This is a genomic window from Enterococcus cecorum DSM 20682 = ATCC 43198 (genome assembly GCF_000407565.1).
In the GTDB taxonomy this organism is placed as follows: domain Bacteria; phylum Bacillota; class Bacilli; order Lactobacillales; family Enterococcaceae; genus Enterococcus_E; species Enterococcus_E cecorum.
Map to the genome: position 1 here is coordinate 891089 of NZ_ASWI01000003.1, position 20004 is coordinate 911092.

Genomic DNA, 20004 nt, shown 5'->3' on the forward strand with positions numbered 1-20004 from the left:
GAAAATCATGTCAGAATTAACTTTTGAACAGTCTTTACAACAGTTAGAACAAATTGTTTCGCAACTAGAGCGTGGCGATGTGCCGTTAGAAGAAGCTTTAGATGCCTTTCAAAAAGGAATGGTTTTATCTAAACAATGTAAAGAACAATTAGCCAATGCCGAAAAAACGTTGGCCAAAATGATGACCGACGCCAATCAAGAAGTGCCATTTGAAGAGGCTAAGAATGAATAAGGAATTAACTCAGGCGATGCAGCAAGTCGAAACCTTAATGGAGCAGTTAGTCCTGGATTTGACCAATGATGAATTGCTTGCTAAAAGTATGTGCTATTCCCTTGCAGCAGGTGGCAAGCGAATTCGTCCGCAAATCTTTTTAGCGACTTTACAAGCATTTGGTGTACCTCTAGAGGAAGAAGCCTTAAAAATTGCAGCAGTTATCGAAATGATGCATACTTATTCATTGATTCATGATGACTTGCCAAGCGTGGATGATGATGATTTACGTCGTGGGAAACCAACCAACCATAAAGTTTTTGGAGAAGCCATGGCCTTATTCGCTGGCGATGCTTTATTGACTTTGTGTTTTGAGATATTGGCTCAGTTAAACTTACCGTCATCTATCAAGACTCAGTTGATTGCGCACTTAGCCAGAGCAGCTGGTCCTTCTGGAATTGTGGCTGGTCAAGCAAGTGATGTCCAAGCAGAAAAGCAGCATGTCCCGTTAGAACGATTAGTCCAAATTCACGAGCGAAAAACGGGTGCACTGTTACAATATTGTTTTGTTGCTGCCGGGATTGTCGCTGGTGGATCAAAGGAACAATTTGCATTACTGAAAACATTAGGGATGGATGTTGGGATTGCCTTTCAAGTGCGGGATGATTTACTAGATATATTAGCAACCACACAAGAACTAGGCAAAACAGCTGGGCGCGATCTTGAACTGGAAAAAAGTACGTATCCTGCGTTACTAGGCATCCAAGGAGCAAAACAGGCTTTAGCTGATTACTTGTTGAAAGCCAAACAAGCTTGTCAGATGCTCGCTGAAGACGGAATGGATATGACTGAGCTAGTAAAAATCATTGAAAAATTAGAATTGAGGGATTAATACTTGAAAAAAGAACGAGTAGATGTCCTTTGTGTGATGCAAGGATTATTTGATACCAGAGAACAAGCCAAGCGTGGAATTATGGCCGGCTTAGTTTATAATGATAAGCACGAACGCTTGGACAAACCTGGTGAAAAAATTGATGCCAGTATGACTTTAGAAATTAAAGGAAAAAAACTTCCTTATGTTTCTCGAGGGGGCCTAAAATTAGAGAAAGCCTTAAAAATTTTTGATTTTACAGTTAAAGATAAAATCGTTTTAGACATTGGCGCTTCAACCGGTGGCTTTACCGATGTGGCTTTGCAAAATGGTGCGAAGTTAAGTTATGCCTTAGATGTTGGCTATAATCAGTTGGCTTGGAAGATTCGTCAAGATGAACGAGTGGTTGTGATGGAGCGGACGAATTTTCGCTATAGTAAACCTACAGACTTTTTAGAAGGATTACCACAAGTGGCGACCATCGATGTTTCCTTTATTTCTTTAAGTTTGATTTTGCCGCCTTTATATGAGATTTTAGTGGCGGACGGTGATGTCATGGCTTTAATCAAACCGCAATTTGAAGCAGGAAAGGAATTTGTCGGCAAACACGGGATAGTCAAAGATCCAAAAGTGCATCAAGCCGTGATTGAAAAAGTGATTGATCTTTCGCTTGAGACTGGTTTTTCAGTTGAGAATTTAAGCTTTTCACCGATAACCGGCGGCGAGGGCAATATCGAATTTTTAATACATCTGAAAAAAGCGAGTTTACCGGCAAGTGTTTCAAGTAATGTGGATGTCACTGAGGTAGTGAGACAAGCGCATGAACGTTTAGAAAAATAGTGAAAGTTAGACCATGTAGAAAATAAATGCTGCATGGTCTTTTTGTCCTATTCATGTTATAATCGATTTCATGAATAAAAATAAATTTGGAAGGGGTAACGTAATGCGTAAAAAAGATCGACACCGTTTAATTATCCGTTTATTAAACGAATTTGCGATTGAAAAACAAGAAGATTTTGTCGAGATTTTGAAAAAGCATGGGGTAGAAGTGACACAGGCAACTATTTCGCGTGATATCAAAGAGTTAAAGTTAGTAAAAATTCCAGCTGCAGATGGGAATTATCGCTATAGTTTACCGCAAGAATCAAATGAAGATTTGTTTAATAAATTATTACGCTTATTAAAAACGGCTTGTATCGCGATTGATTCCATGGATAAAATGATTATGATTAAGACGATTCCTGGGAATGCTTCGGCGGTGGGGAATCTACTAGATAAATGTTTTAAAGAAGAATTATTTGGCTTACTGAATGATGATGATAGTATTTTGATGATTTTACGTACAGAACAAGATTGTGCGACGATTTATCAAAAATTACGCAACTTTTAAGCAGATTAGAGGGAAGAAATGTGATTTTAGAGCTTTCTATACAAAATTTTGCGATTATTTCAGAATTACATTTGCACTTTAAACCAGGGATGACTGCTCTCACTGGGGAAACAGGGGCGGGGAAATCAATTATTATTGATGCGATGTCACTATTAGCAGGAGCACGCTCATCCGTTGATTTTATTCGCCAAGGCTGTGATAAGTCGATGATTGAAGGGATTTTCGAGATTCCCCAACAAGTGGAATTCACTCTTTTAGCGCAAGAGTTAGGAATTGACTTAGAGGAAGGATATCTGATTATTCAGCGCGATATCACTTTAAATGGTAAGAGTTTCAATCGGATCAATGGGCGGACGATTACTTTAACCAACTTGAAGCGAATCGGTGCATTTTTAGTCGACATTCAAGGGCAAAATGATCACCAACAGTTATTGCAACCGGAAAAGCATTTGGATTTTGTCGATAGTTTTGCAGATGAGGCATTTAAGGAGAAAATCAAGCAGTATCAAGCAAAATTTAGTGAATATCAACAGTTGAAACAGCGTGTGCACAAAATTCAGTCTAATGAACAACACTACATCCAACGAATGGATATGCTGCAATATCAAAAAGAAGAACTAGAACAAGCAGCATTAGTTGAAGGGGAAGAAGAAGCCCTAACAGAAGAACGGGAAAAACTATTGAATTTCCAAAAGATTATGGATGCTTTTGCGCAATCACATCAAGCGCTTGTGATGAATGAGCCGAATTTATTGGATGGTATCTCACAGGTGGGGGATTTATTACAAGAAATTGCCCCAATCGATGCGGATTATGAAGCGTTAAATGAGCAAGTCCAAAATGCGTATTATTTGTTACAAGATGTCGCTACAGGGATATCTAGACAGATGGATTTGATGGACATGGATGAAGCGCGTTTAGAAGAAATTGAAGAACGCCTAGCCGTCATCAAGAGGTTAAAACGCAAATATGGCGATACTATCACGAAGATGTTAGACTATCTTGCTGAAATTACCGAAGAATTGGAAGCAACGATGCAATCAGAAGACCAGCTAGATCAGTTAGAAGCACAATTGGCTGATTTAGAAAAAGCTTTGATGAGTGAAGCTGAGGCCATTAGTCAAAAGCGTCATGAGATTGCCTTTCATTTATCGAAGGAAATCATGCAAGAACTCAAGGAATTATATCTGGAAAATACCCAGTTTGAAGTTCGCTTTGAAAAAGAAAAACAGTTGCAAGCTCAAGGAATAGACCAAGTAGAGTTTTATTTGACTACGAATCCAGGGGAACCATTAAAACCTTTAGTGAAAGTTGCTTCTGGTGGCGAGCTTTCTAGAATTTTACTCGCTTTGAAGTCGATTTTTTCTCGTAGCCAGCAGATGACGAGTATCATTTTCGATGAGGTTGATACCGGGGTAAGTGGTCGGGTGGCCCAAGCGATTGCAGAAAAAATCTTAAATATTGCCCGCTCCTCTCAAGTATTGTGTATCACGCATTTACCACAAGTAGCGGCTGCGGCAGATAATCAGTATTTGATTCAAAAGCAAGTGCAAGATGGTCGTACTTCAACCACGGTTTTACCGCTAGATGAGGATCAAAGGGTGGAAGAAGTAGCGCGCATGCTTGCCGGTGCAGAAATTACTGATTTAACTATCAAACACGCACAAGAATTGATTACTACACTAGACCAATTACGAAAATAAACAAATCATCGCTTGAGCAAAAGAAAAGCCAAAAAAAAAGAGGCGTAACTTGCAAAAACGCCTCTATTTTTTATAAGGTTGTGAGAAGGGTCGAACAGCTACAAGCAGCTAAGGTTGTCCGGAATGACAGGAAAATCCATTAGTATTAAAGATTTTCCTAGGCAGGCCGGCTTAGATGCGATGTAGCTACCCTGCGAACACCGTCAAATAAGGTTGTGGGGCAGCTTGCTTTGCTACCCTTCGAACATTTTACATAAGTGCTGCTACCGTTGATAAGACGACGCCACCAATTGTGACAATCAACATTGCCCAAATAACTACTTTAGTGACTTTTTCAAAGGTAGACATCTTTTTCTTTTCATTCATACGATTTCGTCCTTTTTCCATTTTTTTATAGTCTACAACCTATTATACGTTAATTCAAGGAAAAGGACAAAGAATTTTTAAAAAGTTTGAAACACCGATGTAAAGTTTGTGGTGTATATTAGTCTTGGCTTAATGGATAAAGAGGATTTTATGCATTTCTCGCCAAGCAATCATTAGGTAAATTTGAAGTAGAGAGGATTACATAAATGAATCATAGTACATTAGAATTATTAGGGTGGTTTGCTAGCCCAATATTATTATATATGGGATTGAATTTTATTGTTCATCGTTTTTCCTTAAAAAATTTAATCAAAGTGAAGTTAGCCGATATCATGGTACCAATCTTATTTATAGTAGATAATCATTTATCAAAATTGTTGTTTCATGAATCTATCTTAGCTTACTTATTTATTTCAGCCTTTATTTTAGGGATTGGAATTGCTGTGATACAGGCTTATTTCTATGATGAAATTAATTATCATGTGTATTTTAAGATGTTTTGGCGCTTTTTATTTTTATTACTGATTGTTTTCTATCTGTTTTTATTTATTTTAGCAATTATTTAGAAATTATTGAGAAAATCGTTTCCAAATCCATTTAAACTTTTTAAAATCTTTTAAAAAACTCTATTATGAAAAATTTTTGTTTTTTTTATTAAGTTATATTAAATATTAGAGAAATAGTGGTAGAAAGTGGGGGAATGTGGTAGACTAAGGATATTAAGTGGTAAATGGAGGAAATTTCGATGTTTATGGGTGAATTTCAACATTCAATAGACGCGAAAGGCCGTTTAATTATCCCTGCTAAATTTAGAGAAAAGTTAGGCGAAAATTTTGTCGTGACCAGGGGGTTAGATGGCTGCTTATTTGGCTATCCTCAAGACGAATGGGAAAAGTTAGAGGCAAAACTAAACGAAATGCCCCTAGCTAAAAAAGATGCTCGCCTTTTTGTGCGCTTCTTTTATTCGGCTGCCACTGAATGTGAACTTGATAAACAAGGCCGCATTAATATCCCACAAAGCTTACGTCAACATGCCAATTTAGAAAAGAGTTGTGTGATTGTTGGGGTAAGTAATCGTATCGAGATTTGGGATGAAACACGTTGGCAAGCATTTACGGATGCTGCTGAAGAAAACTTTGACGAGATTGCTGAGTCAATGATTGATTTTGGATTATAAAAGATTGAAATGAGGATTTAGAGAATGGTTCAGTTCCAGCATTATACAGTGATGAAACACGAAACCGTAGATGCACTTGAGATTAAACCAAATGGTATATATGTAGATTGTACGCTTGGTGGAGCTGGCCATAGTGAATATATCTTATCTCAATTATCGAGTGAAGGTCATTTATACGCCTTTGACCAAGATCAAAAAGCGATTGACCATGCAAAGATTCGCCTGAAAAAATATGTAGATGACAATCAAGTGACATTTATTAAGGCGAATTTTCGTGAACTGCAAGTGCGTTTAAATGAATTAGGTGTGAATGGCGTAGATGGCATTATTTATGATTTAGGAGTTTCTTCGCCGCAACTAGATGAAGCTGCGCGTGGATTTAGCTATCACCAAGATGCACCTTTAGATATGCGCATGAATCAAGAAGCTGATTTTAGTGCTTATCATGTTGTGAATGAATATAGCTATCAAGAATTAGTAAAGATTTTCTTTCGTTATGGGGAAGAAAAATTTTCAAAGCAGGTTGCTCGTGAAATAGAGAGAGTGCGTGAAAAACACCCAATTGAAACAACGGGTGAACTAGTGGATATTATTAAAAGCGCAATTCCTGCTCCGGCTAGACGTAATGGCGGACATCCGGCCAAACGGATTTTTCAAGCAATTCGTATTGCGGTCAATGATGAGCTAGGAGCAGTGGAAGAATCTTTAGAGCAAGCAATCGCATTATTAAACCTTAATGGCAGAGTAAGTGTGATTACTTTCCATTCATTAGAAGATCGTATCGTAAAGACGATGTTTAAGGAATATAGTCAAGTGCGTGATTTACCACCTGGCTTACCTGTGATTCCAGATGAATACAAACCTATCTTAAAGTTAGTGAATAAAAAACCAATTACTGCCTCAAAGGAAGAATTGGCAGAAAATAATCGTTCGCGCAGTGCAAAATTGAGAGTGGCGGAAAAAATAATGATGAAGGAGTAGGGCAATGGCTGAATTGAAATATCAAGATTATTCATTTGATATCGATACATCAATGAATCAACCAAAAGAACAAATGAATAGCTTTGTGATCGAAGAAGTCAAACGGCCAGCTATTAACAATGCAGGGGTTTCAGCTGCTAACAAGTTGAAACGGATTAGCTTAGTTGAAAAAGTGATTGCTGTTTCTATCCTACTCTTTGTCGTTGTTGTGGCGCTAGGGATGATTTATATTCGCACTTCAATTAATCAGATGGAACACGACATCTCAATTGTTGAGAAAGAAATTACAGTGAATGAAAAAGAAATTACTCGCTTACAGCAAGAAAAAAATGAACTATCAAAAGCTGATAGAATTAAACAAATTGCTGAAAAATTAGGGTTATCAATTAATGATGATAATTTAAGGAAAGTGAAGTAAATGACTTATAAACAAAAATTTGATAAGTTTCTTAAAAAAAAGAATCTAACTACTACGAACAACCGCAAAAAAGTCGGAATCTTATTCTTTCTTACCACTATTGCGTTGTTCTTTTTATTTGTTTTACGTTTGGGCTACATTGTACTAATCGGTAATGTGGGCGATGTATCTTTAAAGCAGCGTACGACCGAATTATATAAAGGTTCAGAAGTGATTGCGGCCAAACGAGGGACCATTTATGATCGAAATGGCATTGCGATTGCTGAGGATGCCACCTCTTATTCTGCTTATGTGATCCTTTCTGATAGCTATGTACAAGGAAAGACCAAATTATATGCTGAGCAAAAAGATTTTAGTCAGATTGCAGAAGTGCTACATGATAAGGTCGGAACTAGTAAAAGTAAAGTAGAAAAGATTTTAAATACAGCATATGACAAAAAAGTACGTCCTTATCAAGTAGAAATTTCGGCTGCTAAAGATATTACTTTGCAACAAAAAGAAGCGATTGAAAAAGAATTAAAATCTCGTAAAAGCAAAGGGTTATATTTCAATAGTCATCCTTCGCGAATCTATCCAAATGGCCAATTTTCTTCTCATTTAATTGGTTATGCTGATATTGCTGTGAAGAATAATGAAGAACGCTTAGTCGGAAAACTTGGCATTGAAGAAGCGTATAATGATGTCTTAAAAGGTACAGATGGCAAGATTACCTATCAAAAAGATAATTATCAAAACCCATTGCCTGGTACGGTTGCTGAGAAAAAGGCTGCAGTTGATGGAAAAGATATCTATACCACTTTAGATAGTCGTCTCCAAACTTATTTAGATTCTTTATTGACTGAGGCTTACAAGAAAAGTAAGCCAGAAAACATGACTGGTGTCTTAATGAATGCGAAAACAGGGGAGATTTTAGCCGCTGCCCAACAACCTTCTTTCAATCCTGAAGATAAATCGACATTAGGTGGCAAAGATTTTACTTGGTTGAATTTATTATTACAAGAAACATATGAACCCGGGTCAACAATGAAAATCCTAATGACCTCCGCAGCAATTGATCAAGGGATATTTAATGAGTATGAAAGTTATCCATCTGGTCAAATCAAGATTGCTGATACGGTGATTGATGACTGGGATCATGGGGCTTTAGGTACTTTAACCATGCGTCAGGCGCTTTCTTGGTCTAGTAACAAAGGGATGGTTATGTTAGAGCAACGTATGCAAGACCGTTGGCAAAGATATTTAAAACAATTCGGCTTTGGTCAAAGTACAAATGCTGGTATACTGGGTGAAAGTCCGGGAATGTTGCCAGAGGACAATGTGGTTTCGCATGCGATGACATCCTTTGGTCAAGGGATTGCTGTGACGAACTTCCAAATGTTGCAAGCATTTACGGCGGTTTCGAATAACGGGACTATGGTTAAACCACACTTTATTAAAGAAATTGTCGATCATACAACCAATAAAAAGGCGATTACGCAAACAGAAGTCGTCGGTAAGCCAATTAGTGAAAATGCTGCTCGTAAAGTCCGCGAATATATGCGAGATGTTGTTGAAAATAAAGATTATGGTAGTGCTTATGGTAAATATAGCGTGCCAGGTTATAATATTTCGGCTAAAACGGGTACTGCACAGGTCGCTTCAGATTCTGGTGGCTATCTACAAGGTGAAAATTCTTACCTATATTCTATTGTCTTGATGGTTCCTTCTGAAGAGCCGGAATATGTTTTATATCTAACGGTGAAATTGCCAAAAGAAAACGATGGAACGATTTTACCAAGTGTCGCAAATCCATTGTTAAAACGTGCGATGGACCTTCAAGATGAAACGGTAGCTGCACCTGAAACTACTGAAAAGAGTACCGAAAAAGTCACCGTGGATAAATTCACAGGCATGAGTAGTGTTGATGCTGCTAACCTAGCTGAAAAACGTGGCCTAGATGTCGTGGTCATTGGTAATGGCGAAAAAGTGACGGCGCAATCCTTGAAAGCCGGTATCAAAGTCTTACCAAATGAAAAAATCATTCTTTTAGCGAAGGGTGAAAATGCTTATATGCCAGATGTGTCTGGTTGGTCGAAAGCGGACTTAGTGAAGCTTGGTAGTATTTTAGATATCAAAGTGAAATTTAATGGTAGTGGTTATTGTGTGAACCAAAGTATTCAACCTTATGAAACTTTAACGGATAAAAAATCAATTACCTTTACCTTAAAAGAAAATGATTAATAAGTAGGAGTTAATGATGGAACTAACAAAATTTTTCTTACCTTTTGCAAGTGGCTTTGGCTTGACCTTTGCCTTTATGCCGCTGTTTATCCATTACTTTCAAATGAAAAAATATGGTCAAGAGATTCGTGATGAAGGACCTAAATGGCATAATGTAAAAGCAGGGACCCCGACGATGGGAGGTTTAGTATTTAGCTTAGCAGCGATTGTAACCAGCATTTGGGCAGCTGTTTGGCTAAAACTATTAACCCCTACGCTATTTATTTTACTATTTGTCTTTCTTCTTTATGGCACACTGGGCTTTTTAGATGATTTTATTAAGATTTTTATGAAACGAAATCTTGGTTTGAAATCTTTACAAAAGCTAATCGGCCAAATCATTGGTGGGGTAGTCTTTTATCTAGTCTTTTTAGCTGATAAACAACCAAACACGCTAAACTTCTTTACAATTGAAATCCCATTATCTTATCTATATGGTTTGTTTATCGTTTTTTGGTTAGTTGGTTTTTCAAATGCAGTCAATTTAACAGATGGGATTGACGGTTTAGTCTCTGGATTAGGCACAATTTCTTTCTTAACGTATGCGATAATCGCTTGGCATCAAAAACAATATGATATCTTACTTGTATGTATTAGTGTGGTGGGTGGCTTAGTTGGCTTCTTCCCATATAATCATAAACCTGCTAAAATTTTCATGGGGGATGTTGGTTCACTAGCTTTAGGGGGGCTTTTGGCTTCGATTTCGATTTTATTACATCAAGAATGGACCTTATTATTAGTTGGCTTAATCTATGTGATCGAAACAGCTAGTGTGATGTTGCAAGTGACTTCCTTTAAATTAACAGGAAAACGTATCTTTAAGATGTCACCGATTCACCACCATTTTGAGATGAGTGGCTGGTCAGAGTGGAAGATCGATATCGTATTCTGGTTGATTGCTGTGATTTGTTCAGTGGTCACTTTGATGATTGTATTGTAAAAAGCGAGGAATGAAAGATGAAGAAAGTGACAAAATTTCAAAATGAAAAAGTATTAGTTTTAGGATTAGCAAAGAGCGGAGTAAGTGCGGCCAAATTGTTACACGATTTGGGTGCACTTGTTACCGTTAATGATGGTAAACCTTTTAATGAAAATCCTCAAGCACAGGAATTGTTAGAAGCCGGCATTACCGTTATTACCGGTAGCCATCCGATTGAATTAGTGGATGAAGGATTTAGTTTAATGGTCAAAAATCCTGGTATTCCTTATACCCATCCAATGGTTGCGCGTGCTTTAGAACTTCATATTTCGGTGATTACTGAAGTGGAATTGGCTTATTTGATTAGTGAAGCACTTATTATCGGTATTACTGGAACTAATGGTAAAACCACAACGACTACGATGATTGCGACGATTTTAAATGAAAATCGTACAAAAGGGCAAGCACGTTTGTCAGGAAATATCGGTTATCCAGCTAGTTCTGTGGCCCAAGAAGCAACAAATGATGATGAGCTAGTGATGGAATTATCTAGTTTCCAATTGAAAGGGACACGAAGCTTTCACCCACATATCGCGGTGATTACGAATTTATATGAAGCGCATATTGATTATCACCAAACGCGAGCTGATTATGTAGCCTCAAAATGGAAAATCCAAGCGAATATGACTGCGGATGATTATCTTGTACTTAACTGGCAACAAGAAGAAGTTCGTGAATTAGCTAAAACGACCCAAGCACAAGTAGTGGCATTTTCAACAACTGAGAAAGTCGATGGCGCCTATTTGCTAGATGGCAATTTGTACTATAAAGATGAGTTGATCATGCCAGCGGATCAATTAGGGGTTCCAGGCAGTCATAATATTGAAAATGCCTTAGCTGCAATTGCGGTGGCTAAATTAATGCATGTCGAAAATAGTGCGATTCAATCCGCGCTTAGTCAATTTCATGGTGTGAAACATCGGACGCAGTTTATTAAAGAAATTGCTGGGGTGCGCTATTACAATGATTCTAAAGCAACTAATATTTTAGCTACACAAAAGGCTTTAGCTGGTTTTGATTTGAGCAAGGTTGTATTATTAGCTGGTGGATTAGACCGTGGCAATTCTTTTGATGCCTTAATTCCTAGTTTGAAGGGTTTAAAAGCAATTATTTTATTCGGTGAAACCAAGGATAAATTAGCTGATGCGGCGAAACAAGCAGGAATTACCTCTATTACAATGACCGAAAATGTCGAAACAGCAGTCCCTATTGCAGCTAAATTAGCGCAAGCAGGCGATATCGTCTTATTATCACCAGCCAATGCTAGCTGGGATCAATATCCAAACTTTGAAGTCCGTGGTGATAAATTTATCGCGGCAATCGAAAAATTATAAGAAATGAGCGGAAATTCATGAAAATATTATTAACCGGTGGGGGAACTGGTGGCCATATTTATCCGGCTTTGGCTTTTATTAAGTATGTTAAATCAGTGGATCCAACAAGCGAATTTATGTATATCGGAGCAAAACGTGGATTAGAAAATAAAATCTTGCCACAAACGGATATTCCTTTTCAAACCTTAGAAATTCAAGGCTTTAAACGCAGCTTGTCAGTAGATAATCTCAAAACATTGCAACTCTTTTTTAGAAGTATGCGTCAAGCGAAGAAAATATTGCGAGATTATCAACCAGACGTCGTGATTGGTACTGGTGGCTATGTTTCTGGTGCAGTGGTATTCCAGGCTAGCCGCATGCATATTCCGACAATTATTCATGAGCAAAACAGCGTACCTGGGATTACGAATAAATTTTTAGCGCGCTATGTGGATAAAATTGGGATTGCTTTTAGCGATGCGGGACAGTATTTTCCACTAGCCAAAACAGAACTAGTCGGTAATCCACGCGCGCAAGAAATGCAAGGAATCGTTCGCAGTGATGTTTTGTCGCAATATGATTTAAAACCAGGTGTTAAGACGGTTTTAATTTTTGGTGGGAGTCAAGGTGCCTTAAAAATTAATCAAGCCGTTGTCAATGCCTTACCTATCTTAGCGAAAAAAAATTATCAAGTGTTATATGCTTCAGGTGAAAGATATTACCATCAAATTGAAGAAGAAATCGGGATGTCCAAGGATGCATTTGTGAATATCTCCATTCAACCTTATATTCACAATATGGCAGAAGTGATGGCCAACTGTGATTTACTCATTGGGCGGGCCGGAGCGACTTCCATTGCTGAGCTAACTGCGCTTGGTTTACCATCAATTTTAATTCCAAGTCCATATGTAACCAATGATCACCAAACGAAAAATGCCAAAAGTTTAGAAAAGATTGGTGCAAGTAAGGTGATTGCAGATGCGGACTTAACTGGTGAACGTCTGGTGCGAGCGATTGACTCAATTATGAATGATGATACGCTTTTACAAAGTATGTCTAAAGCGTCTAAGAGTCAAGGAATTGTGGATGCCTCACAAAGGTTGTATAAGCTAGTTTTAGAAGTAACTGAAAAGTAGGTGATGACTATTAGTACGAAAGAGGAAAAGCAATCAAAGCTAGACAAAAAAGAAAATAGTCAAAAAAAGCCTACACCTTGGCAAGAAGCCCATCAAAAATATTTAGAAGAAAAGCGATTGATGGATAAAATCTTGAAAAAAAATCAAGAGCAAGAAGAATCAGAATCTCTGGCAGAACCTAGTGAAGAAGTTGAGCAGCAAGAAAATCAAGAGCAAGAAAAAAATGAACGTCCCATGATTGAAATTCTCTCTTCAGAAAAGCCAACTGAGTCGATTCGTGAAAGTGAAAATACCAGTTTTTCTGATAAGTTGCCTAAGATGAAGGATTATCGTCAACGCAAACTATATCGTCGTTTAGCGTTGATTATTTCACTGTTTTTGATACCATTAGTAGGATGTATCTATTACATTTCGCCTTTGGGTCAGTTATCAAAGGTAAATGTTGTACATAATCAGCAAGTTGCAAGCAATCAAATTGTGAAAACAGCGAATTTTAAAATCAATGAACTATTATGGGAACAATATTTTGCACGTCAAAACGCGATTCAAAAAATCAAAAAAATTTCTCCTTGGATTAAAGCGGTCAATGTAAAGGTTGTTCATTTCAATCAATTTCAAATCAATGTGACAGAATATCACAGAGTGGCTTATTTACTCACAGGTGATAAGTATTATGATATTTTAGAAAATGGTCAAGTATTGAAAAATCCGATTACCCAAGATCAATTACAAAGTGGTTTACCAATATTGGAAGGATTTACTTCTAAAAAGTTAATTTTAAAAACGCTGAAAGCTTATCACAAACTGCCGGAAGAATTTAAACAAAGCATTTCACAAATTAAGTCCACACCGCGCGCAGAAAATGATCAATTATTAACGTTAAATATGAACGATCAAAATCAAGTGTTAATCAATATTGATCAATTGACAAAAAAATTACCATACTATGCCAAAGTTGCTAGCAATATGCAAGAGCCAGGGATTGTGGATATGGAAGTAGGTTTATTCACTTATCCTTATCCAAAAGAAGAGAAAAAAACAGGGGATAGTTCAGAACAAACGGCAGACAGTGACGCTGAAAATAGTGAAAGCGTTCAAGAAAATCCACAAGCATAAGATTCTTTAAAGAAATTTGCAAAATTTAGGATTTTTTTATATAATTTATCGCTACCTACTTTTTAAAATTGGGTAAAAATGTTAGAATTGTAAACAGTGAAAACTAAAAAAAGTTAAGTTTGAACAAATTTTGTTCTATTGATAGTTAAAAATTAGGAGGGAGCCCCATCCATGGCAAAAACGGGAATTTATGTTGGGCTTGATATTGGTACGACATCGGTGAAAGTCGTTGTCGCTGAATATGTTGATAGCCAAATGAATATTATCGGTGTCGGCAATGCGAAGTCTGAAGGAATTAATCGCGGAATCATTGTTGATATTGAAAAAACTGTCCAAGCAATTAAACGCGCAGTTGGACAAGCAGAAGAAAAAGCAGGTATTCAAATTCGTACGGTGAATGTTGGTATTCCAGCAAATCTTTTAGAAGTCGAAAACTGTCAAGGGATGATTGCAGTAAATAATGAATCTAAAGAAATCACAAACGAAGATGTTCGTAATGTAGCATCTGCCGCATTAGTTCGTTCAGTGCCACCTGAAAGACAAATTATTGCAGTATTACCACAAGAATTTACGGTTGATGGTTTTGAAGGTATTAAAGATCCACGTGGCATGATTGGTGTTCGCCTTGAAATGTACGGTGTGATGTTTACTGGTCCTAAGACGATTATTCATAATATTCGTAAATGTGTCGAAAAAGCAGGGTTAACAATTGGTCAAACCATTATTACGCCACTTGCTTTAACTGAATCTATTTTATCTGATGGTGAAAAAGATTTCGGTACGATTGTCATTGATATCGGTGGTGGTCAAACAACAACAGCTGTCATGCATGATAAACAATTGAAGTTTACTAACGTGAATCAAGAAGGTGGCGAATATGTCACTCGTGATATTTCAACTGTTTTAAATACTTCATTTAATAATGCTGAAGCCTTGAAAATTAATTATGGTGATGCTTATCCTGCACGTACGTCTGCAAGTGAAGAATTCCCAGTTGATGTCATTGGTAAGGCAGAACCAGTAAAAATTGATGAACGTTATTTATCAGAAATCATCGAAGCACGTATGGAACAAATCTTTACAAAAGCCAAAGATGTGTTAGATGAAATCGATGCGCTTGATTTACCAGGTGGTGTCGTCTTAACTGGTGGGGCAGCTAGTCTCCCAGGTTTAGTTGATTTAGCACAAGAAATCTTAGGTACACCAGTGAAATTACATGTTCCAAATCACATGGGCTTAAGAAATCCAGTATTTACAAATGTCATTAGCTTAGTGGACTATGCGGCAAGTATGAGCGAAATTACCCAAGTGGTTGTTTCAGCTATTACTGGAGAAAGAGTCGTTCCTACCACTTCATCTACACCGGCTGTTCAAACACCAGTGGTCCCAGATGAAGAACCAGAATATGAACAACCAACTTATGAAACAAATGCGAACTACTATGATGAAGAAGAACATCAAGAAAAAGTCACAGATAAGATTAAGAATTTCTTTTCTAACTTTTTTGAATAGTTGATAGGAGGAAATCGATAATGGAATTTTCAATTGATAATAGTGTAAATTCTGGCGCGATTATTAAAGTAATCGGTGTCGGCGGTGGCGGTGGTAATGCCATTAACCGCATGATTGAAGAAAACGTAAAAGGTGTTGAATTTATCGTAGTCAATACGGACGTTCAAGCTTTACGCGCCTCAAAAGCTGAAACAGTTATCCAATTAGGACCTAAATTCACTCGTGGTTTAGGAGCAGGTTCTCAACCTGAAGTGGGTCAAAAAGCTGCTGAAGAAAGTGAAGAAGCAATTCGCGAAACATTAGAAGGTGCGGATATGGTCTTCATCACTGCTGGTATGGGTGGCGGAACAGGTACAGGTGCTGCGCCAATCGTTGCTCGTATCGCTAAAGAAATCGGTGCTTTAACTGTTGGGGTAGTGACACGTCCATTCACATTTGAAGGTCCAAAACGTGGGCGCTATGCTGCAGAAGGTATCGCTAAACTAAAAGAAAACGTAGATACTTTATTAATTATCTCAAATAACCGCTTATTAGAAATCGTTGATAAAAAGACGCCTATGTTACAAGCTTTCCGTGAAGCTGATAATGTATTACGTCAAGGGGTTCAAGGTATTTCTGATTTAATTACTGCACCAGGTTATGTGAACCTTGACTTTGCCGATGTGAAAACTGTGATGGCTAATCAAGGTACTGCTTTAATGGGTATCGGGGTTGCTAGTGGTGAAGAACGCGTGGTTGAAGCAACTAAACGAGCAATTTCTTCTCCATTATTAGAAACTTCTATTGATGGGGCAGAACAAGTCTTACTAAACATCACTGGTGGCTTAGATATGACTTTATTTGAAGCACAAGATGCAGCTGATATCGTTGCTCATGCTGCAAGTGGCGATGTAAATATCATCCTTGGTACTTCAATCAATGAAGAACTAGGCGATGAAATTCGTGTCACTGTCATTGCTACAGGTATTGATCCAAGCAAACGTGAAAATACATCTGCTCGTAGTCATCGTGCTAGCCAAATTCACACAACACAACCAAAACCAACGCTTGATTTAGATCAAGCACGCCCAACAACACCAACAACGAATGAAGAAAATTCATTTGGTGACTGGGATATTCGTAAAGAACAAAATGTCCGTCCTAAAGTAGATGACGCACAATTTGATAATGTTGAAAAACGTGAATTTGAAACATTTAACAAAGAAGAAGTAAAACCGGCAGAAGATGAGTTAAGTACACCTCCATTTTTCCGTCGTAAACGCAATAATTAAGCAATAAAGGAGACCTGATCATGATGTTAGCTGATAATTTAAAACAAGTACAACAATCTATTCAGAAAGCTTGTGATCAGGTTGGACGCAGTTGTTCTGAGGTAACTTTAGTAGCCGTTACGAAGACTGAAGATGTGCCGACAACCCAAGCGATGATCGCATTAGGTCAATTGCACTTAGCCGAAAATCGTGCGGATAAATTTTTAGCTAAAAAACAAGCAATCACTCATCCGGAGGTTGTCTGGCATTATATCGGTAATTTGCAACGACGCAAAGTCAAAGATGTCATTAATGAAGTGGATTATTTTCATGCTCTAGATAGTTTAAAGTTGGCTGACGAAATTCAAAAAAGAGCGCAAAAAGTCGTTAAGTGTTTTGTTGAAGTCAATGTTTCTGGTGAAGAAAGTAAGCATGGATTGACACTTGAAGAAACCAAAGACTTTATCTTGTCGCTTCATGCGCATGATAAAATTCAAGTTGTTGGTTTAATGACGATGGCTCCTTTTGACTCTACTGCGACTGAACAACACGATATTTTCAAGAAATTAAAACAAAAGCAATGTGAAATTGAAAAGTTGACTTTATCTTATGCTCCTTGCCATGATTTAAGTATGGGGATGTCTAATGATTTTCCTATTGCTGTGATGGAAGGCGCCACTTTTGTTAGAGTCGGCACGGCATTGTTTAAGTGAGACGTGAAAGGAGGATGAACCATGAAACTGCAGGAAATGTGGGAAAATGCTAAAAACTTTTTTGGTATGGCTGAAGAAGAGGATACTGAGAGAAATGACTATGCTGATGAAGAAGAGCAAGTTCACGCTCATCCAAGTGTGACGAATCGTGTTAATAATCCAGCGCCTCAAAATACCCAACCTACTAGACAATCGTTTTATCAACGTTCAGTAGCCAATCAGTCTCGGGATTATTCATCACAGCATTCACAAGAAAATAATTATAGTAATCAATCACAACAATATCACACGCAAGTACAAAATGTTGTATCTATGCAGCAGTCAAGAGCAAATAAATCTTCTACTAAACCACGTAGTACTAGAGAAAATCAAGCTGCAAATAAGATTATTATTATCGAGCCTAGAGCCTATTCAGAAGCGATGAAAATTGCCAAACATATTATGAATGGTGAGTCTGTCTTGGTGAACTTCCATCAGATTGAGGAGTATCAAGCAAGACGAATTGTTGATTTCTTGACAGGCACTGTTTATGCTGAAAACGGTGATATTAAACGTGTAGGTAATGAAATCTTCTTATGTACGGCACAAGGAGTAGAAATTGATGGGACAGCGCAATCTTTAATGGATGCCAATATGTTGGAGATTCAATAACTGTTTTGTCAGTTTAGTGTTTGCTGACAATGATTAGGAGGACAAGCCTATCCTATTTTTATTAATTAAATTAATCGGTGATGTGGTCTATCTTTATACGACATTACTTGTTATCTATGCATTATTATCTTGGTTCCCAGGTGGATACCAAAGTAAATTTGGCCAACTTTTAAGTAAGATTTGTGAGCCATATTTAAGTATATTTGATCGGGTGAAATTACAATTCGGACCGGTCGATTTTACGATTCTTTTTGCGGTACTAGTATTACAATTAGCTAGTCAGGCATTGATTCGTATTTTACTATTTTTTGTATATTAATTTAAGGGGGTGGCTTTTTTGAACGCAAATGTGTATCAACATTTTCGGGAAGATGAGCGCCCTTTTATTGACACTGTAGAAGAATGGTTAGAAAAAGTGGAAATGCAATATGCGCCCGTTCTAACTGACTTTTTAGATCCAAGACAAGCCTATATTTTAGAGACATTGATCCGTCAAAATTCTGATTTAGGTTTTCGTTTTTATGGTGGTTATGAATTAAGCGAGCGTACACGTTGTTTGATTTATCCAGATTATTATACGCCGACGCAAGAGGATTTTGAAATTGCCCTATTTACCATTCAATATCCTAAAAAATTTGCGCAATTAAGTCATAGTAAGATTCTAGGAACTTTATTATCTACTGGGTTAAAGCGTCAATCTTTCGGAGATATTATTTCTGATGGGGAAAATTGGCAAGTCTTAATGTCTAAAGAAATTAGTCATTATGTGCAGACTCAGGTAGAAAAAATTGGCAAAATCTCGGTGCGTTTAGAGCAAGCCAACTATACAGAATTAATTGTTCCTAAAGATGATTGGACCTTAGAACAGGCAATTGTGAGCTCTTTGCGGGTCGATGTGGTGATATCCAATGTCTTTAATATCTCGCGTCAACGTTCAAAACAACTCATCGAATCCAACAAGGTTAAGCTCAATTGGATGGAAATGCAAAGAGCGGATTTTGTTTTGGATTTATTAGATATTGTATCAATAAGAGGATTTGGTCGCCTGCAGATTCGTGCGATTGAAGGGACGACTAAGAAAGAAAAAATTCGTTTATCATTGGGTGTGTTACGTAAATAAATATTATGAGGTGATTGCCATGGCTTTAACTCCATTAGATATTCAAAATAAAGTATTTTCAAATAAGATGCGCGGCTTTGATCGTGATGAGGTATTAGACTTTTTAGATTTAGTAGCGCGTGATTATGAAATTGCTGTGCAAAAAAATCGTGAGCTAGAAAAATCTTTAAAGCATGCGGAAGAAAAATTAGCTTATTTTAACGAATTAAAAGATGCGTTAAATCAATCTATCATTGTGGCACAAGATACAGCAGATAAGGTGAAATCAAGTGCTACCAAAGAATCTGAAGTATTAGTAACTTCTGCACAAAATAAAGCCAATGAATTGGTTGCAGATGCGGAAAAACGTGCTTTCCAAATTACACAAGCGGCAGAAGATAAAGCAAAAGAAATTCTTTCAGATGCCACTCAAAATGCGCGTCAATTAGTTCTAGAAACCAACGATTTGAAGAAGAAAACACGCGTCTTTTACAATAGCTTATTACTGAAGATTGAAACCCAATTACAAGAAGTGAAAAGTCCAGAATGGGATGATATCTTGGCACCATTTTCAACTTATGTGCCAGATTCATCTACTGTTTTGAAAGAAGTTTTAGAACAAACACTTGACAACGAGGTAGATGTTGAAGTAAACTCTCAATTAGAAGTTTCTAATCAAGAAGACGATGAAACTGATTCATCTTTAACTGAATAAATATTAGTGGAACAGAAAGCATTATTTTATTTTTCATAGCGAGTCGGTGAGAGTGAAAGACCGGTAAACCCTGGAATAATGCAGATCATCCTAAGTTTACTATCCTGAACCCATCGTATATGCTAAGTAAGGGTAGACGGCTCA

Annotated in this window: 22 protein-coding genes; 21 read left to right on the forward strand and 1 reads right to left on the reverse strand. The window is 37.4% G+C overall.

Annotation, left to right across the window (positions count from 1 at the left end; translation table 11 throughout):
* Positions 1 to 7 precede the first annotated feature (7 nt).
* The 5 genes from I567_RS05095 to recN all read left to right on the forward strand — a co-directional run bounded on the left by I567_RS05095 (position 8) and on the right by recN (position 4175).
* Positions 8 to 232, forward strand: a complete 225-nt coding sequence (locus I567_RS05095; RefSeq protein ID WP_016251181.1) for an exodeoxyribonuclease VII small subunit — start codon at positions 8 to 10, stop codon at positions 230 to 232.
* On the forward strand, positions 225 to 1103 hold the full coding sequence (locus I567_RS05100; protein WP_016251182.1) for a polyprenyl synthetase family protein: 879 nt from the start codon (positions 225 to 227) through the stop codon (positions 1101 to 1103). Before I567_RS05095 ends, I567_RS05100 begins: the two co-directional genes overlap by 8 nt.
* Before the next feature lie 3 nt (positions 1104 to 1106).
* Complete coding sequence (locus I567_RS05105; protein WP_016251183.1) at positions 1107 to 1922, forward strand: TlyA family RNA methyltransferase; 816 nt, start codon at positions 1107 to 1109, stop codon at positions 1920 to 1922.
* Positions 1923 to 2025: 103 nt separating this feature from the next.
* The gene (gene argR / locus I567_RS05110) at positions 2026 to 2472 is read left to right on the forward strand and encodes an arginine repressor (RefSeq protein WP_016251184.1); all 447 of its coding nucleotides are present in this window, start codon (positions 2026 to 2028) and stop codon (positions 2470 to 2472) included.
* A 20-nt stretch (positions 2473 to 2492) separates the two neighbouring features.
* Positions 2493 to 4175, forward strand: a complete 1683-nt coding sequence (gene recN / locus I567_RS05115) for a DNA repair protein RecN (RefSeq protein WP_016251185.1) — start codon at positions 2493 to 2495, stop codon at positions 4173 to 4175.
* Between the two features lie 249 nt (positions 4176 to 4424).
* Here recN and I567_RS12385 read toward each other — a convergent pair whose 3' ends face one another.
* Positions 4425 to 4562, reverse strand: coding sequence for a DUF4044 domain-containing protein (locus tag I567_RS12385; protein ID WP_370684644.1), 138 nt, complete (start codon positions 4560 to 4562; stop codon positions 4425 to 4427).
* A 185-nt stretch (positions 4563 to 4747) separates the two neighbouring features.
* Between I567_RS12385 and I567_RS05120 the strand changes: the two genes are divergently transcribed.
* The 16 genes from I567_RS05120 (at position 4748) to I567_RS05195 (ending at position 19860) form a co-directional block, all read left to right on the forward strand.
* Complete coding sequence (locus tag I567_RS05120) at positions 4748 to 5107, forward strand: DUF3397 domain-containing protein (protein ID WP_016251187.1); 360 nt, start codon at positions 4748 to 4750, stop codon at positions 5105 to 5107.
* A 179-nt stretch (positions 5108 to 5286) separates the two neighbouring features.
* Positions 5287 to 5718: a division/cell wall cluster transcriptional repressor MraZ gene (mraZ, locus tag I567_RS05125; RefSeq protein WP_016251188.1), complete on the forward strand. Its 432-nt coding sequence runs from the start codon at positions 5287 to 5289 to the stop codon at positions 5716 to 5718.
* Positions 5719 to 5742: 24 nt separating this feature from the next.
* Positions 5743 to 6699: a 16S rRNA (cytosine(1402)-N(4))-methyltransferase RsmH gene (gene rsmH / locus I567_RS05130; RefSeq protein ID WP_016251189.1), complete on the forward strand. Its 957-nt coding sequence runs from the start codon at positions 5743 to 5745 to the stop codon at positions 6697 to 6699.
* Positions 6700 to 6703: 4 nt separating this feature from the next.
* Positions 6704 to 7117, forward strand: coding sequence for a cell division protein FtsL (gene ftsL, locus I567_RS05135; RefSeq protein ID WP_016251190.1), 414 nt, complete (start codon positions 6704 to 6706; stop codon positions 7115 to 7117).
* The gene (locus I567_RS05140; RefSeq protein WP_016251191.1) at positions 7118 to 9337 is read left to right on the forward strand and encodes a penicillin-binding transpeptidase domain-containing protein; all 2220 of its coding nucleotides are present in this window, start codon (positions 7118 to 7120) and stop codon (positions 9335 to 9337) included.
* 16 nt (positions 9338 to 9353) lie between these two features.
* Positions 9354 to 10316, forward strand: a complete 963-nt coding sequence (mraY, locus tag I567_RS05145; protein ID WP_016251192.1) for a phospho-N-acetylmuramoyl-pentapeptide-transferase — start codon at positions 9354 to 9356, stop codon at positions 10314 to 10316.
* A 17-nt stretch (positions 10317 to 10333) separates the two neighbouring features.
* A complete protein-coding gene (gene murD / locus I567_RS05150; protein WP_016251193.1) occupies positions 10334 to 11689 on the forward strand; it encodes a UDP-N-acetylmuramoyl-L-alanine--D-glutamate ligase in 1356 nt (451 codons plus the stop codon).
* A 17-nt stretch (positions 11690 to 11706) separates the two neighbouring features.
* On the forward strand, positions 11707 to 12804 hold the full coding sequence (gene murG / locus I567_RS05155) for an undecaprenyldiphospho-muramoylpentapeptide beta-N-acetylglucosaminyltransferase (protein WP_016251194.1): 1098 nt from the start codon (positions 11707 to 11709) through the stop codon (positions 12802 to 12804).
* A 3-nt stretch (positions 12805 to 12807) separates the two neighbouring features.
* The gene (locus I567_RS05160; RefSeq protein WP_016251195.1) at positions 12808 to 13920 is read left to right on the forward strand and encodes a cell division protein FtsQ/DivIB; all 1113 of its coding nucleotides are present in this window, start codon (positions 12808 to 12810) and stop codon (positions 13918 to 13920) included.
* Between the two features lie 171 nt (positions 13921 to 14091).
* A complete protein-coding gene (ftsA, locus tag I567_RS05165; protein WP_016251196.1) occupies positions 14092 to 15432 on the forward strand; it encodes a cell division protein FtsA in 1341 nt (446 codons plus the stop codon).
* A 20-nt stretch (positions 15433 to 15452) separates the two neighbouring features.
* Positions 15453 to 16703 (forward strand): cell division protein FtsZ, encoded by a 1251-nt coding sequence (ftsZ, locus tag I567_RS05170; RefSeq protein ID WP_016251197.1) that lies wholly within the window; start codon positions 15453 to 15455, stop codon positions 16701 to 16703.
* A gap of 23 nt (positions 16704 to 16726) precedes the next feature.
* Entirely contained in the window at positions 16727 to 17395 is a 669-nt protein-coding gene (locus tag I567_RS05175; protein WP_026209889.1) for a YggS family pyridoxal phosphate-dependent enzyme, read from the forward strand.
* A 21-nt stretch (positions 17396 to 17416) separates the two neighbouring features.
* Positions 17417 to 18046 carry a cell division protein SepF gene (locus I567_RS05180; protein WP_016251199.1) on the forward strand — a complete coding sequence of 210 codons (630 nt, stop codon included), beginning with the start codon at positions 17417 to 17419 and terminating at the stop codon, positions 18044 to 18046.
* 73 nt (positions 18047 to 18119) lie between these two features.
* Positions 18120 to 18365: a YggT family protein gene (locus tag I567_RS05185; protein WP_281956426.1), complete on the forward strand. Its 246-nt coding sequence runs from the start codon at positions 18120 to 18122 to the stop codon at positions 18363 to 18365.
* 18 nt (positions 18366 to 18383) lie between these two features.
* A complete protein-coding gene (locus tag I567_RS05190; protein WP_016251201.1) occupies positions 18384 to 19166 on the forward strand; it encodes a YlmH family RNA-binding protein in 783 nt (260 codons plus the stop codon).
* A gap of 19 nt (positions 19167 to 19185) precedes the next feature.
* Positions 19186 to 19860 (forward strand): DivIVA domain-containing protein, encoded by a 675-nt coding sequence (locus tag I567_RS05195; RefSeq protein WP_016251202.1) that lies wholly within the window; start codon positions 19186 to 19188, stop codon positions 19858 to 19860.
* Positions 19861 to 20004: the final 144 nt, after the last annotated feature.